This window comes from Gordonia namibiensis NBRC 108229, from assembly GCF_000298235.1.
In the GTDB taxonomy this organism is placed as follows: domain Bacteria; phylum Actinomycetota; class Actinomycetes; order Mycobacteriales; family Mycobacteriaceae; genus Gordonia; species Gordonia namibiensis.
Window position 1 is genome coordinate 29,221 of the sequence record NZ_BAHE01000039.1, and the last position, 14,742, is coordinate 43,962.

Annotated in this window: 13 protein-coding genes; all 13 read left to right on the plus strand. The window is 69.7% G+C overall.

All coding sequences use genetic code 11. The annotated features are described in order from the left end of the window. Window positions 1-50: 50 nt before the first annotated feature. The 13 genes from mraY to GONAM_RS17820 all read left to right on the plus strand — a co-directional run bounded on the left by mraY (window position 51) and on the right by GONAM_RS17820 (window position 14,498). Entirely contained in the window at window positions 51-1,148 is a 1,098-nt protein-coding gene (mraY, locus tag GONAM_RS17760) for a phospho-N-acetylmuramoyl-pentapeptide-transferase (RefSeq protein WP_006868142.1), read from the plus strand. Beyond that, entirely contained in the window at window positions 1,141-2,712 is a 1,572-nt protein-coding gene (gene murD / locus GONAM_RS17765) for a UDP-N-acetylmuramoyl-L-alanine--D-glutamate ligase (protein WP_006868143.1), read from the plus strand. The genes mraY and murD overlap by 8 nt, the downstream gene beginning before the upstream one ends. A gap of 5 nt (window positions 2,713-2,717) precedes the next feature. Then, the gene (ftsW, locus tag GONAM_RS17770; RefSeq protein ID WP_006868144.1) at window positions 2,718-4,589 is read left to right on the plus strand and encodes a putative lipid II flippase FtsW; all 1,872 of its coding nucleotides are present in this window, start codon (window positions 2,718-2,720) and stop codon (window positions 4,587-4,589) included. A gap of 73 nt (window positions 4,590-4,662) precedes the next feature. Beyond that, window positions 4,663-5,871, plus strand: a complete 1,209-nt coding sequence (murG, locus tag GONAM_RS17775) for an undecaprenyldiphospho-muramoylpentapeptide beta-N-acetylglucosaminyltransferase (protein ID WP_006868145.1) — start codon at window positions 4,663-4,665, stop codon at window positions 5,869-5,871. 71 nt (window positions 5,872-5,942) lie between these two features. After that, window positions 5,943-7,553, plus strand: coding sequence for a UDP-N-acetylmuramate--L-alanine ligase (gene murC, locus GONAM_RS17780; RefSeq protein WP_006868146.1), 1,611 nt, complete (start codon window positions 5,943-5,945; stop codon window positions 7,551-7,553). Beyond that, complete coding sequence (locus GONAM_RS17785; protein WP_006868147.1) at window positions 7,550-8,251, plus strand: cell division protein FtsQ/DivIB; 702 nt, start codon at window positions 7,550-7,552, stop codon at window positions 8,249-8,251. The genes murC and GONAM_RS17785 overlap by 4 nt, the downstream gene beginning before the upstream one ends. A 295-nt stretch (window positions 8,252-8,546) precedes the next feature. Then, the gene (gene ftsZ, locus GONAM_RS17790; RefSeq protein WP_006868148.1) at window positions 8,547-9,722 is read left to right on the plus strand and encodes a cell division protein FtsZ; all 1,176 of its coding nucleotides are present in this window, start codon (window positions 8,547-8,549) and stop codon (window positions 9,720-9,722) included. Window positions 9,723-9,727: 5 nt separating this feature from the next. Beyond that, window positions 9,728-10,453, plus strand: a complete 726-nt coding sequence (pgeF, locus tag GONAM_RS17795; RefSeq protein WP_006868149.1) for a peptidoglycan editing factor PgeF — start codon at window positions 9,728-9,730, stop codon at window positions 10,451-10,453. Window positions 10,454-10,479: 26 nt separating this feature from the next. Continuing rightward, entirely contained in the window at window positions 10,480-11,244 is a 765-nt protein-coding gene (locus GONAM_RS17800) for a YggS family pyridoxal phosphate-dependent enzyme (protein WP_006868150.1), read from the plus strand. A 122-nt stretch (window positions 11,245-11,366) separates the two neighbouring features. After that, on the plus strand, window positions 11,367-12,080 hold the full coding sequence (locus GONAM_RS17805) for a cell division protein SepF (RefSeq protein WP_006868151.1): 714 nt from the start codon (window positions 11,367-11,369) through the stop codon (window positions 12,078-12,080). 56 nt (window positions 12,081-12,136) lie between these two features. After that, on the plus strand, window positions 12,137-12,478 hold the full coding sequence (locus tag GONAM_RS17810; protein WP_006868152.1) for a YggT family protein: 342 nt from the start codon (window positions 12,137-12,139) through the stop codon (window positions 12,476-12,478). A gap of 300 nt (window positions 12,479-12,778) precedes the next feature. Then, window positions 12,779-13,588, plus strand: coding sequence for a DivIVA-like cell division protein Wag31 (wag31, locus tag GONAM_RS17815; RefSeq protein ID WP_006868153.1), 810 nt, complete (start codon window positions 12,779-12,781; stop codon window positions 13,586-13,588). Window positions 13,589-13,622: 34 nt separating this feature from the next. Next, a complete protein-coding gene (locus GONAM_RS17820) occupies window positions 13,623-14,498 on the plus strand; it encodes a hypothetical protein (protein ID WP_006868154.1) in 876 nt (291 codons plus the stop codon). Window positions 14,499-14,742: the final 244 nt, after the last annotated feature.

Consider the following 14,742-nt stretch of genomic DNA (forward strand, 5'->3'; position numbering starts at 1 on the left):
GGAGAGAAGAGCGTGGCGGGGAACGGACGAGCGAACACGAGGGCAGCACGGTGACCCAGATCCTCCTCGCGGGTGCGATCGCGATCGCGGTGTCGATCCTGCTGACCCCCGTGCTCATCAAGGTGTTCTCCCGACAGGGCTTCGGCCAGGAGATCCGGGTCGAGGGCCCCCAGAGCCATCAGACCAAGCGTGGCACGCCGTCGATGGGCGGCGTCGCGATCCTCGCCGCATTGTGGGCGGGCTACTTCGGTTCGCATCTCGTCGGCCTCTTCACCGATGCCGGCAACGGACCGACCGCGTCGGGCCTGCTCGTGCTGGGCCTCGCGACCGCGCTCGGCATCGTCGGCTTCCTCGACGACATCATCAAGATCCGCAAACACCGCAACCTGGGACTGAACAAGACCGCGAAGTCGATCGGGCAGTTCATCGCCGCGATCCTGTTCGGTGTCCTCGTGCTGCAGTTCCGCAACGACTACGGCCTCAGCCCGGCCAGCACCCACCTCAGCTATGTGCGCGACATCGACGCCATCGGCCTCGGCGCGGTGGTCTTCGTGGTGTTCTGCTGGCTCGTGGTCGCCGCGTGGTCCAACGCGGTGAACTTCACCGACGGACTCGACGGTCTGGCCGCCGGTTCGATGGCGATGGTCCTCGGCTCCTACGTCCTCGTGACCTTCTTCCAGTTCGTCAACGCCTGCGCCGGCGGTGCCAAGCCGCCCAGCGACATCCCGACCGGGTGCTACCAGGTCCGCGACCCCCTCGACCTCGCGATCATCGCGGTGGCCGGCGGCGGCGCCTGCCTCGGCTTCCTGTGGTGGAACGCCGCACCGGCGAAGATCTTCATGGGGGACACCGGCTCGCTGGCACTCGGCGGCATGCTCGCCGGCCTGTCCATCACGACCCGGACCGAACTCCTCGCGGTCGTCATCGGTGCGCTGTTCGTCGCCGAGATCATGTCGGTGGTCATCCAGATCGCCTTCTTCCGGACCACCGGCCGTCGTGTCTTCCGGATGGCGCCGTTCCACCACCACTTCGAACTGGGCGGATGGGCCGAGACGACGGTGATCATCAGATTCTGGCTGCTCACAGCCATAGCCTGTGCGCTCGGCCTGTCGCTCTTCTACGGCGAGTTCCTGACCACCAATGGCTGATCCGCGCGCCGAGAACTCCGCGTCTCCCGACGACCCACTGGGGTTGACCGGCAAGACCGTGGTGATCGGCGGCGCGGGTACCGCCGGGACATCGGCGGCCCGTTACCTGGTCACCAGGGATGTCCGCATCCTGCTCGCCGACGACCGGTTCGCCGCACGTGATGCCGACGCCGCCGACCGGGATACGGCGGTCGCCGCCGTTCCCGGGGTCGCGGACCTGACCGGGCAAGGCGTGGAGGCCGTCGCGATCTCCGATCTGCTCGCCGACCCCTCGTGGACCGCCGACACCGCGGTCGTGATCGTCTCGCCCGGATTCGCACCCACCCACGACCTCGTCTCGCAGGCCGCGGCGGGCGGTGTGCCGGTATGGGGCGAGGTCGAGTTGGCCTGGCGGGTCGACGCCGCGGGTCTGCTCGGGGAGCCGCGCACCTGGCTGGTCGTCACCGGCACCAACGGCAAGACCACCACCACCTCGATGCTCGCCGACATCGTCGAGCGCTCCGGGCGTGCCGGCGCGGCGTGCGGCAACATCGGCCTGCCGGTTCTCGACGCCATGCGCGCGACACCTCGGGTGGACGTCCTGTGCGCCGAGCTGTCGTCGTTCCAGCTGCACTGGGCACCGTCGGTCGCCCCGGCCGCCGGGGTGGTGCTCAACGTCGCCGACGATCATCTCGACTGGCACGGCACCTTCGACGCCTATGCGCTGGCCAAGGCCGGTGCGCTGCGCGGCGACATCTCGATCGTCGGTCTCGACGACGCAGTTGCATCTGGTCTGCCGGGCGCGGGACGCCGGGTCGGCTTCACACTCAACCCGCCGCAGGACGGCCAGCTCGGCGTCGAGGACGGACAACTCATCGACCGTGCCTTCGGTGCGGGTCGCCTGCTGTCGGCCGCCGCCGTGCATCCGGCGGGCCCGTCAGGCGTGGCCGATGCCCTCGCTGCCGCCGCACTCGCCCTCTCGATCGGTGTCGACCGCGACGCCGTCGAGGCCGCGCTCACCGATTTCCGGCCCGCCGCCCATCGCGGCGAGGTCGTGGCGACGCGCGACGGCATCCGCTTCGTCGACGACTCCAAGGCCACCAACCCGCATGCCGCCCAGGCTGCCGTCTCCGCATACGGCCGCGTGGTGCTGATCGCGGGCGGCCTGCTCAAGGGCGCGTCGATGGACGCCATGCTCACCGCGGTCGGCGATCGGCTCGCCGGGGTGGTCGCCATCGGCCGTGATCGTGAGCTGGTCGTCGAAGCGATCGCGCGACACGCCCCAGAAGTCCCAACAGTCACAGTATTCACAGGGGACGATGGCACGGTGAACGTGCATCGCCAGGGTCAGACCGCACCCGTCCTCTCGTCGACCGAAACCTCGGGAACAGACGCCGCCGTTGCCGTGATGGACCGGGCGGTCGCCGAGGCATGGGAGCTCGCCGCGGCGAGCGACCCGAAGCCCGACGCGGTGCTCCTCGCACCCGCCGCGGCATCGCTGGACATGTTCGCCGGCTACAGCCGGCGCGGTGACGCGTTCGCGCGCGCCGCACAGGACATCGCCGGCACCCCCACCTCGCGGTGAGCGGCGTGAGCACCGACAAGACCGCGGTCGACGCCGCGGACGACGAGAGCACCTTCGACGACGAGGACACCCTCGACGACTCGTTCGAAGACGGAACGGACGAGACCTCGGACGCGAGCAGGCGAGCGTCCGTGCGTCGAAAGGCGTCAGAGGGTGCGGCCGCGCTGTCGAAGCCGGCTGCCGAGGTCTCCGCAGCGGCCTCGACCGCGGCGTCGGTGACGGCCTCGTTGCCGGCCATGCTCGTCGAAGGCGTGCGCAACCTCCTGGCGCGGCCGCTGGCCTCCTACCAGCTGGTCCTCACGATGGCGTTCATGCTGACAGCCTTCGGTCTGGTGATGGTGCTGTCGGCGTCGTCGGTCGAGGGGTACTCGCAAGAAGGATCGGCCTACGGACTGTTCACGACGCAGGTCATCTTCGCCGGACTCGGTCTCGTCGTCTTCTACCTGATGCTGCGGGTCCCCGTCCGTCTGCTGCGGCGCTTCGCCGCGCCGTCGATGGCCATCGCCATCCTGCTGCTCGGGCTGGTGCTGATCCCCGGCATCGGCACGCTCAGCCAGGGCGCCCGACGCTGGTTCGTCATCTCCGGTGTGTCGGTGCAGCCCTCGGAGCTGGTCAAGGTGGCGCTGTGTATCTGGGGTGCGCACCTGCTCGCCTCCCGGCGCCGGGACAACGCCTCGATCAAAGAGCTCCTGATCCCGCTGGTCCCGGTCGCGATGCTGGTCTGCGTGCTGATCATCCTCGAGCCGAACCTCTCGACGACGATCACCATCGCCATCATCGTCGGCGCGATGCTCTGGTTCGCCGGGCTGCCGATCAAGGTCTTCTCGGCCTTTGCCGTCTCCGGTGTGGTCCTCGCGGTGATCCTCGCGCTCGTCGAGGGGTACCGCTCACAGCGCGTGATGAGCTTCCTCGGCGGCATCGACGACCCGCAGGGTGCCGGTTACCAGGCCCGGCAGGCGACCTACGCGCTGGCCAACGGCGGCGTCTTCGGTGTGGGCCTCGGCCAGTCGAGCGCCAAGTGGAACTACCTGCCCAACGCGCACAACGACTTCATCTTCGCCATCATCGGCGAGGAACTCGGCCTCCTCGGTGGTCTGCTGGTGGTCTTCCTGTTCGTGCTGTTGGGCTACATCGGCTTCCGCATCGCGCACCGATCCACTGATCCGTTCCTGCGCCTGATGACCGCGACCATCACCGTGCTGATCCTCGCGCAGGCGTTCATCAACATCGGCTACGTCATCGGCCTGCTGCCGGTCACCGGTATCCAGCTGCCACTCATCTCGGCGGGCGGTACATCGACGCTGACCGTGCTCGCGATGCTCGGCCTCCTGGCCAACGCCGCGCGACACGAACCCGAGGCCGTCGCGACCCTCACCACCGGATCGCAGGGCCGTCTGGCCCGGATCCTGCGGCTCCCGACGCCGGTGGCCTACCGGCAGACGCGGGCCGAGACCCTGCGAGATCGGCTCGACCAGCGTCGCTCGGCGCGCGGACGGCCCGCGGGCCGGACAGCCGGACGGGGTGCACCGGGCCGGGCCGGGACGTCCGGGCGGGCAGGAGCGCAGACCGGTCGCGGACGACCGGCCGAGCCGGCTGACAGCCAGGGCCGGTTCACCATGCCGTGGAAACGGGCGAAGACTGCCGAACCGGCACCTGCACGGGGTGCATCCGCACGGCGTCCGGCAGCGACAGGTCGCACCCGACCTGCGCCGTCGGCACGAGCGGGCGTCGACTACCGTGGCGGGTATCCCGGCGCCGGCAGTGCACGTCGCTCGGCGTCACCGGGATGGCGGGCGGGCGCGCATCAGCCGCGGACGCCGAGGTCCGCCGACCCCGGGCGCGATCGGCCGACACACGGCCGCGCGGGACGCCGCTGACGGCTCCCGCGACAGGCGATGCCGCTGCGTGGGACAGACGTGCACAGTGGCTGGAGATGGAGTGACAGAGCCGGTGAGTTCGGGTGCAGCACAATCTGATACGACCGGAGGACCGGGCGGGCGGCCGCTGTCGGTGGTGGTCGCGGGCGGCGGGACCGCCGGACACATCGAACCGGCGCTCGCCGTGGCCGACGCGATCACCCGCATCGACCCGACGGCCCGCGTCACCGCCCTCGGGACCAACCGCGGCCTCGAGGTCGACCTGGTGCCCGAACGCGGATACGACCTGCGGCTGATCCCGCCGGTTCCGCTGCCGCGCAAACCCGGGATGGACCTCGCCAAGACCCCCGGGCGCCTGGTGTCCTCGGTCGCCGCGACTCGCAAGGTGCTCGCCGACGTGGACGCCGACGTCGTCGTCGGCTTCGGCGGGTATGTGTCGGTGCCCGCCTACCTCGCCGCGCAGATGCATCTACGCGGACGCAATCGCATCCCGATCGTCATCCACGAGGCGAACGCCTCGGCGGGCATCGCCAACAAGGTGGGCGCCCGGTTCGCCGACCGTGTCCTGGCCGCCGTCGACGGCTCCGGGCTCGACGCCACCGTCGTCGGCATGCCGGTCCGCGGGGTCCTCACCGAGCTGGACCGTCCGGCCCTGCGCGCCAAGGCGCGCCACTACTTCGGACTCGACGAGGATGCCCCGACCCTGCTCGTCTTCGGTGGTTCCCAAGGCGCGCAACGCATCAACGCCGCGGTTTCGGGTGCCGCCGAAGCCCTCGCGAAGGCGGGCATCGGTGTCCTGCACGCCTACGGGCCCAAGAACTCGATCGACCCGGTGATCATCGAGGGCGCCCCGCCGTATCGCGGCGTCGGCTACCTCAAGCGGATGGACCTCGCCTACGCCGCCGCCGATCTGGTGATGTGCCGGTCCGGCGCGATGACCGTCGCCGAGGTGTCGGCCACCGGTTTGCCCGCCGTCTACGTCCCGCTGCCGCACGGCAACGGCGAACAGCGCCTCAACGCGCTACCGGTCGTCGAGGCCGGCGGCGGACTCATCGTCGAGGACTCGGCGGTCAGCGCGGAGTGGGTGGCACGCGAGGTCCCGGCCCTCCTGCAGGACACCGAACGACTGCAGAAGATGTCCGCGGCGGCCGCGGGCACGGGCCATCGCGACGCCGCCGCGGCCGTCGCCGACGCCGCCCTCGAACTGGCTCGCGGATTCCGCGCGGGCCGGCGACCATCCCGTAAGGCGTTTCGTTCGCGCCGATCGGCCGGCGAACAGTGACAATTGGACGGGACCGGGTCGGAGGGGACAGGGCCGGCGAGACGACCGGACCCGGAGCGGGAGATGACGACATGAGCGAGGGGACGACTGTGGGAACCGGAGGACTGCCGCCGCAGCTCGCCCGCGTGCACATGGTCGGCATCGGCGGCGCCGGCATGTCCGGGCTCGCGCGCATCCTGCTCGCCCGCGGCGGCCAGGTGTCGGGATCGGACGCCAAGAACAGCCGGGGCATCCTCGAACTCCGCACCCGCGGCGCCCGTGTCCAGGTCGGACACGATCCGTCCGCACTCGACCAGATCCCGGGCGGTCCGTCGGTCGTGGTCACCACCCACGCCGCCATCCCCAAGACCAATCCCGAGCTGGTGGCCGCACGCTCGCGGGGGATCCCGATCCTGCTGCGCCCGCGCGTGCTCGCCCAGCTCATGGAGGGTGACCGGACGCTGCTGCTGGCCGGGACGCACGGCAAGACCTCGACCACGTCCATGGCCGTCGTCGCACTCCAGCACGCCGGCAGCGACCCGTCGTTCGCGATCGGCGGCGAGCTCAACGAATCCGGCACCAACGCCCATCACGGCGGCGACCCGGTCTTCGTGGCCGAGGCCGACGAGAGCGACGGTTCGCTGCTCGAGTACACGCCCGATGTCGTGGCCGTCACCAACATCGACGCCGACCACCTCGACTTCTTCGGCTCGATCGAGGCCTACGTCGAGGTGTTCGACAAGTTCACCGAACGCATCCGGACCGGCGGCACACTTGTGGTCTGCCTCGACGATCCCGGATCGGCGGCACTCGCCGGACGTGTCCGCGGCGATCTCGCCGAGCGCGGGGTGGCGGTCCTCGGCTACGGCCGCGGCACTCACGCGGTCCTCGCGCCCGGCGTGCCCAACGTGGCGACCCTGCTGTCGTGGGAACCGCGCGCCGCCGGGGGAGCGGCACGGGTCCGTTTCACCGCGCCGGTGACCGGCCCCGCCGACGAGACCGGCACCGTCGTCGAACGTGAACTCATCCTCCCGCTGCCGGGAGAACACATGGCGCTCAACGCGATCGCCGCGGTCATCGGGGCCGTGCGCGTCAACGCCGCGGCGACCGCCGACGCCGCAGGTGCCCTCGACGGCATCCTCGCGGGGATCGGCGCGTTCGGCGGGGTCCATCGTCGCTTCGAGTTCCGCGGGCGCCGCGGCGGCGTCGAGGTCATCGACGACTACGCCCACCATCCCACCGAGGTGCGCTCGGTGCTGTCCGCGGCGCAGTCCATGATGGCCGCGCGGGTCGGCCCCGACGCGCCACGCGGTCGCGTCATCGCGGTCTTCCAGCCCCACCTGTACTCGCGCACGGTCGAGTTCGCCGACGAGTTCGCCGCCGCCCTCGACCTCGCCGACACCGTGGTCGTCGCCGACGTCTACGGCGCCCGCGAGGCTCCGATCCCCGGTGTCAGCGGCCGGACCATCACCGACAAGTTGACCCGGCCGTCGTTGTTCGCGCCGGATCTGTCGCGGCTGGCCGGTCAGGTCGCCGGCCTGGCCCGACCCGGAGACGTCGTGCTGACCCTGGGCGCGGGCGACATCACCATGCAGGGGCCCGAGATCCTGGCCGCACTCGGCGCGGACACCGCGACCGACGACGCGACGCCCGCGACCGGTGAGGGCCCCGGCGACGGGGGCCTCACAGGACGGGTCTCGTGATCCGCTGGCCGACCCGCCGCCGGTCCCGCCTGATCCTCGGCACCCTGATGGTCGTCGCCGCGGGGGTCGGGCTGGTCCTGATCGCCTACCTCACCCCACTGATGGCCGTGCGCGGCACCGACATCCGGGACAACGGTTCGATCCCGGCCGACGAGATCCTGCGCGTCGCGGCCGTCCCGCAGGGGACACCTCTCCTCCAGGTGGACACCCGCGCCGTCGCGCAGCGCGTCGCCGGCATCCCGTCCGTCGAATCCGCCCGCGTCCAGCGGTCCTACCCGTCGACGCTCACCATCACCGTCGTCGAGCGGGTGCCGGTGGTGATCGTGACGAGCGGGGACGAGGTCCACGTCCTCGACCGGTCCGGGGTGTCCTTCCTCCACTACGTCCGCGCCCAGGGCGTGCCACCGGAGGTGCTCAAGCTCCCCGTCCTCGAGACCCCGAACCCGGGCCCGGCCGATCCCACCACCCGGGAGGCGATCACCGCGGTCGCCGGATTACCGGAATCGCTGGCGCGACAGGTCAAACGGGTGTCGGCGAGCTCGCCGGTCGACATCGAGTTCATCCTCACCGAGAACCGCCGGGTCATCTGGGGTGACAGCGATCGGGGAGCGGAGAAGGCGCGAACCCTCACGTACCTGTTGGGCCGGGACGCCAAGATGTACAACGTCTCGAGCCCCGAGTTCCCGGCCTACAAGTGAGCGCGGCGGCCGCCGGTCGCCCGCACGGGTCGGGAATCGCGTCAGATTCGTTGAAGATGTGAGAAATTCACCGAAATTCGGGAGCGACTTCCCGACACGCCGGGCGCTGTTGTGGATACCGGGGCCCGGGATGCCTAGCGTCATCCCCACAACGAACTACTTGACATAACTCTAAATCTATGGTTCAGGTTTAGGGTTTTGCCAGCAACTCAGCCGCTGAGACCTCAGCACCGGAACACGCTGAGAGATCAGCAACGGAACATCGAGCACGACCCATTACGAGGAAGGCGAGCGCATGACGCCACCGCACAACTACCTGGCCGTCATCAAGGTCGTCGGCATCGGCGGCGGCGGCGTGAATGCCGTCAACCGCATGATCGAGCAGGGGCTCAAGGGAGTCGAGTTCATCGCGATCAACACCGACGCGCAGGCCCTGCTGATGAGCGACGCCGACGTCAAGCTCGACGTCGGTCGCGACTCCACCCGTGGCCTCGGTGCCGGCGCCGACCCCGAGGTCGGTCGCCGCGCCGCCGAGGACGCCCGCGACGAGATCGAGGAACTCCTCAAGGGTGCCGACATGGTCTTCGTGACCGCGGGCGAGGGCGGCGGCACCGGCACCGGTGGTGCACCGGTCGTCGCACAGATCGCCCGCAAGCTCGGCGCTCTCACCGTCGGCGTGGTCACCCGTCCGTTCTCCTTCGAGGGCAAGCGTCGCGGCGGACAGGCCGAAGCGGGCATCACCGCGCTGCGGGAGTCCTGCGACACCCTCATCGTGATCCCCAACGACCGCCTGCTCCAGCTCGGCGACGCGCAGGTGAGCCTCATGGACGCCTTCCGTAGCGCCGACGAGGTCCTCCTCAACGGTGTCCAGGGCATCACCGACCTCATCACCACCCCGGGTCTGATCAACGTCGACTTCGCCGACGTCAAGGGCGTCATGAGCGACGCCGGTAGTGCCCTCATGGGCATCGGTTCGGCCCGCGGTGAGGATCGCGCCAAGAAGGCGGCCGAGTCGGCGATCAACTCGCCGCTGCTCGAGGCGTCGATGGAAGGTGCTCGGGGCGTGCTGATCTCGATCGCCGGCGGCAGCGACCTCGGCCTCTTCGAGATCCACAACGCGGCCACCCAGGTCCAGGAGGCGGCCCACGAGGACGCCAACATCATCTTCGGCACCGTGATCGACGACAACCTCGGCGACGAGGTCCGCGTGACCGTCATCGCCGCCGGTTTCGACGGCGGCACCCCGAAGAAGCGCTCGGACGTGCCCGCCGCGGCCGCCGGCCGTTCGGCCGTCGGTCAGGGGCAGGCCGGCGCGGTGTCGCCGCCGCCGAAGAGCGACCCGCTCTTCGGTGACATCCCCAAGGGGTCGGGTGATCCCTTCGGTGGTGAGCGTGAGCCGGAGCCCCCGCGTCGCAACACCGTGCACCTCGACGACGATGACGTCGACGTGCCGTCCTTCATGAAGCGCTGACCCGCATGCGGGTACGTCGTGTGGTCACCACGCGTGCCGGCGGCGTCTCGGTGGCACCGTATGACTCGTTCAATCTCGGTGACCATGTCGGAGACGACCCGGAGGCGGTGTCCGCCAACAGAAATCGTCTGGCCGAGCAGATCGGGTTGCCTGCTTCGTCGGTCGTCTGGATGGAGCAGATCCACAGCCGCAACGTGACGGTCGTCGACGGTCCGGTCACCGAACCGGTCCCGGCGACCGACGCGCTGGTGACGACCACGCCGGGCCTCGCGCTCGCCGTGCTCTCGGCCGACTGCGTGCCGGTGCTCCTCAGCGACGACGAGGCCGGCGTGATCGCCGGTGTCCATGCCGGTCGTGTCGGGGCGCGCATCGGCATCGTGCGCGAGACGCTCAAGGTCATGGTCGACCTCGGTGCGCGCATCGAGTCGATCGGTGCGTTCCTGGGCCCGGCCGCATCCGGCGAGCAGTACGAGGTGCCCCCGGCGATGCAGGCCGACGTCGAGAAGCATCTGCCCGGGAGCGCGAGCCGCACCAAGAAGGGCACGACGGGCCTCGACCTCCGTGCCGGTCTGCGCCGGCAGCTCCTCGAGGCGGGGGTCGCCGGGGTCGCCGTCGACCCGCGCTGCACGATCTCGGACACGAGTCTCTTCAGCCACCGGCGTGGCGCACCGACCGGCCGCCTGGCATCGGTGATCTGGATGGACGACGAGAGTGCGCCGGACGGGGAGTAGGCCCCCGGCGCTCCACGCGGAGAATGATGGGGGACATGAGCGACTCTCTCGATGACGCACGCACCGCCGAGCTGTCCGAGCGACTCGAAGCCGTACGCGGGCGGCTCGACGCGGCCGTCGCGGCTGCGGGCCGTCCCGCCGGGTCGTGTGCACTGCTGGTCGTCACCAAGTACTTCCCGGCCGACGACGTCCGCCGATTGCTGAACCTGGGCGTCCGTTCGTTCGGGGAATCCCGTGAACCCGAAGCCGGCCGCAAGGTCGCCGAGGTCCTCGCCGGGTGGGCGCCCGAGGATTCCACCGACGTGCCCGTGTTCGACATGATCGGGACCGTCCAGTCGAAGAAGGCCCGTTCCATCGCGCGGTGGGCGCGCGCGGTGCACTCGGTGGACCGTCCGAAGGTGGTCGACGCCCTGGGCCGGGCCGCACGAGCGGCGTTCGACGAGGGGGAGCGGACCGAACGTCTCGGGGTGCTGCTCCAGGTGAGTCTCGACGGGGACCCACAACGCGGCGGCGTCGTCGAGGCGGATCTTCCCGCACTCGCCGATCGGGTGTCGAACGAGGACGCACTGGCGCTGCGCGGGCTCATGGTCATCGCCCCGCTATCCGGCGAGCGGAAGCACTGGATGGCCGAATCCGCCCGTATTCACAACGCTTTTCGCGACCAGTACGCCGACGCCGTCGAACTGTCCGCGGGCATGTCGGGTGATATGGAGGAGGCGGTTGCAGCCGGCTCGACATGCGTGCGTGTCGGAACCGCGATCATGGGCGATCGGCCGCTAGTCTCTCAGTAATCACATTGGTAACAACAGAACCAAGTGACACAGCAAGCGCAGACATCTCAGCAAGCACAGTGACATCAGATGCACCATCCGGCACGGCTGCACACCGGCGTCGCACGACAGAGAGGCCGACTATGACCACGATGCAGAAGTTCAAGGCTTACTTCGGCATGGTGCCGCCCAGCGAGTACGAGGACGACTACCTCGAGGACGGCTCGGCGCTGCGTGCCCCGTCGCGTGAGCGTGCCTACCGTGACGACTACTACGGTGACGGCTCCTACGACCCCGGTTACGAGCCCGCCCTGCGCGACCCGGGCTTCCGCGAGGCCGGCTACCGCGACGAGATGGCCTACGACGACCGTCATTTCGACGGCGGATACGAACTCGCCGGCGACTTCGCCCCCGAGTTCGCCTACGCCGGACCGCGTCCGGCTCCCGAGGCCCCCATGCGGTCCGCTGCACGCCTCGAACCGCTGCAGCGTTCGTCGAGTGCCGCCCTGCGGGCCGCCTCGTCGCGCCCGGCCGCGCCCGAACATCGTGAGCTCGAGCGTGTCTTCGCCGACGGCCCGCTGCAGAAGATCACCACCCTGCGTCCCTCGGACTACAGCGAGGCCCGCACCATCGGTGAGCGTTTCCGCGACGGCAACCCGGTCATCATGGACCTCGTCGACATGACCAACGACGATGCGAAGCGCCTCGTCGACTTCGCTGCGGGCCTGGCCTTCGCACTGCGCGGCTCTTTCGACAAGGTGGCCACCAAGGTCTTCCTGCTGTCGCCGGCCGACGTCGATGTGTCGCCCGAAGACCGCCGCAAGATCGCCGAGACCGGCTTCTACAACCACTCCTGATGCAGGTGGGCACCCTCGGTTCGCACCGTCGGGTGCTCTTCAGGCAATCTTGACGCGTGGCTGCGATTTTGTTGGGTGTCCTCTACTACATCCTGTTGGTCTTCTGGTTGCTTCTCCTCGGCAGGCTCGTCGTCGAGCTGGTGCGGACGTTCGCCCGCGAATGGCGGCCCACCGGGGTGGCGGTCGTGATCATCGAGACGGTCTTCACGCTGACCGATCCGCCGATCAAGGCGTTGCGCCGGATCCTCCCGCCGATCCCGCTCGGCCCGATCCGCCTGGATCTGTCGCTGATGATCGTCATGCTCGTCGTCATCATCGCCATGAACATCGTGAACGGTCTCCGCGCCGACGCGGTCGCCGATTCGCTCGCCACCGCACTGGTTCTCATCCGCTCCTGATCCGCCGACGAGTCACCCACCGGGCCTCTTGCGACCCGGGTACCTTGGGGTACGTCGATGGACTACCGTTGGTTGTCGTCTTCGATGCCCTGCCCGTTCGGAGGAGTTTCGGTCGGGCTCGGCATCAAACAGTGCGACCTACGGTTCGCATGTGACAGGATTGGACGCCAGTTACAGATTTTGACTGGTATGAATAGTTAGTGACAACCTGTATTGGTCGAACGACTCACGTCGCGCGATCCGGGTTGGACGGCACGCCAACTGAACACAAGCTCCACCACAGACACGAGGGGAACCGACATGCGGCTGACTCCAGCTGATGTGCACAACGTCGCGTTCAGCAAACCGCCTATCGGTAAGCGCGGCTACAACGAGGATGAGGTCGATCAGTTCCTCGACTTCGTCGAGGCCGAGCTCGCCCGGCTGATCGAAGAGAACACCGACCTCAAGCAGCGCGTCGAGGAACTCGAGGGTGAGGTCGCCGACGCCCGGTCGGGTGCCGGCGCAGCCCCCGCCGAGGAGCGGACCCAGATGTTCGCCAAGCCGCCGGCCCAGGAGCAGCCCGCTCCGGTCCAGCAGCCCGCGGCGTCGAACGACGACGCCAACGTGCGTGCCGCCCGCGTTCTCGCACTCGCGCAGGACACCGCGGACCGTCTGACCGGCAGTGCCCGCGCCGACGCCGACGCGATGCTGGCCGACGCGCAGACCCGCGCCGACACGATGGTCTCCGAGGCGCAGAGCAAGTCCGACGCCATGCTCGCCGATGCGCGGCAGCGTTCGGAGGCCATCCTGGCCGACGCCCAGACCCGTTCCGAGGCGCAGCTGCGCCAGGCGCAGGAGCGCGCGGACGCGCTGCAGAGCGACGCCGAGCGCAAGCACAGCGAGATCATGGGCACGATCAACCAGCAGCGCGGTGTGCTCGAGGGCCGGATCGAACAGCTCAAGACGTTCGAGCGTGAGTACCGCACCCGGCTGAAGACCTACCTGGAGTCGCAGCTCGAGGAGCTGCAGCAGCGCGGAAGCGCGGCACCGGTCGAGGGTGGCCGTCCCGATCAGTCGTTCTCGAACGATCCGGGCAGCGGCGGTTTCAGCAGCTACTCGCCGAGCTGACCTCCGCACCGGACATGCACCCTAGGCTGGTGATGTGCTGACCTTGGCCCTGGGCGCGACCCTCGTCGGGTTCGTGCTGCTCATCCTCGGTCTCATCACCGGGACCGTGTGGCTGGCCGTCGCCTGCATCGTCATCTGTCTCCTCGGCCTGGCCTTTCTGCTCGTCGACGTGTTCTCGGGACGCAACCGGGACTCCGCTCGATCGCTGGAGGACATGGTCCCCGGAGCCGGACGCGATGAGGCCGACGCCGATCGCGACGACGCCGGTTCACCCGGCGCCCGCGGCGATGACGACGAGTCCCGGACTCGCAGGTACTCGACGTCGACGCAGGACTCCGGCGCCGGTGAGAAGACGGTTGCCTACGAGCAGCCCCCTTTCGAACCCGGTATGGCCGCACCGTCCGGTCCGGCGTCGTCTGGGCCGACGCCGTCTCGGCCCGATGTGCCCGAGAGCCGTCCGGCCCCCGAGCGTCGCGAGGGCAACCTCGAGGACTACCTGCGATCGGTCGGTGAGCCGGTCGGCCAGCCGAACTCCGGTCCGACACCCGTTCCCGGTCAGGGACCGCCCGGTCGGACTGGACCGGGCCAGCCGCCTCGCGCGCCGTACCAGGCGCCGGGTCAGCAGTCGCCCGGCGGCGAGCTGCCCCGTCCCGATGGGCCACGGCCACCGCAGTACGGGAATTCGCAGTACGGGAACCCGCAGGCGGGGCCTCAGCAGCAGTACGGACAACCGCCGTCGGGGCAGCCTCCGGCGTGGCCTCAGGGTCAGGACTCCGCGCGACCCGATCCCGCCCAGTCGGGTGAGCGACCGCAGGGGGAGCAGCCCGAGTCGCCGCAACCGCGGCCCGGCCGGCGTCGTGCGCCGGATTTCGATCCGCTCGACCCGAACTGGCGTCCACCGCTCGACTGATCTCTCGTTCTCGACCACGCACCGCCCGGACGGCGATACCGATTCGCCTGTTCGGGCGGTGCGTCGTTACACTGGTTGACGCGTCGATCCGGCCATCACCGGGGAGCACCCGGAAGAACAGAGCCGCTCGGTGGAAACCGAGCAGCGCTCCCAGTAGAACCGGGCGGGAGTGGCCCGTCACAGCCGCGGGACCGTACGGGGAGACCCGCGCGATCCGATGAGTGGCGCCGGAGTGCCGGCGCAA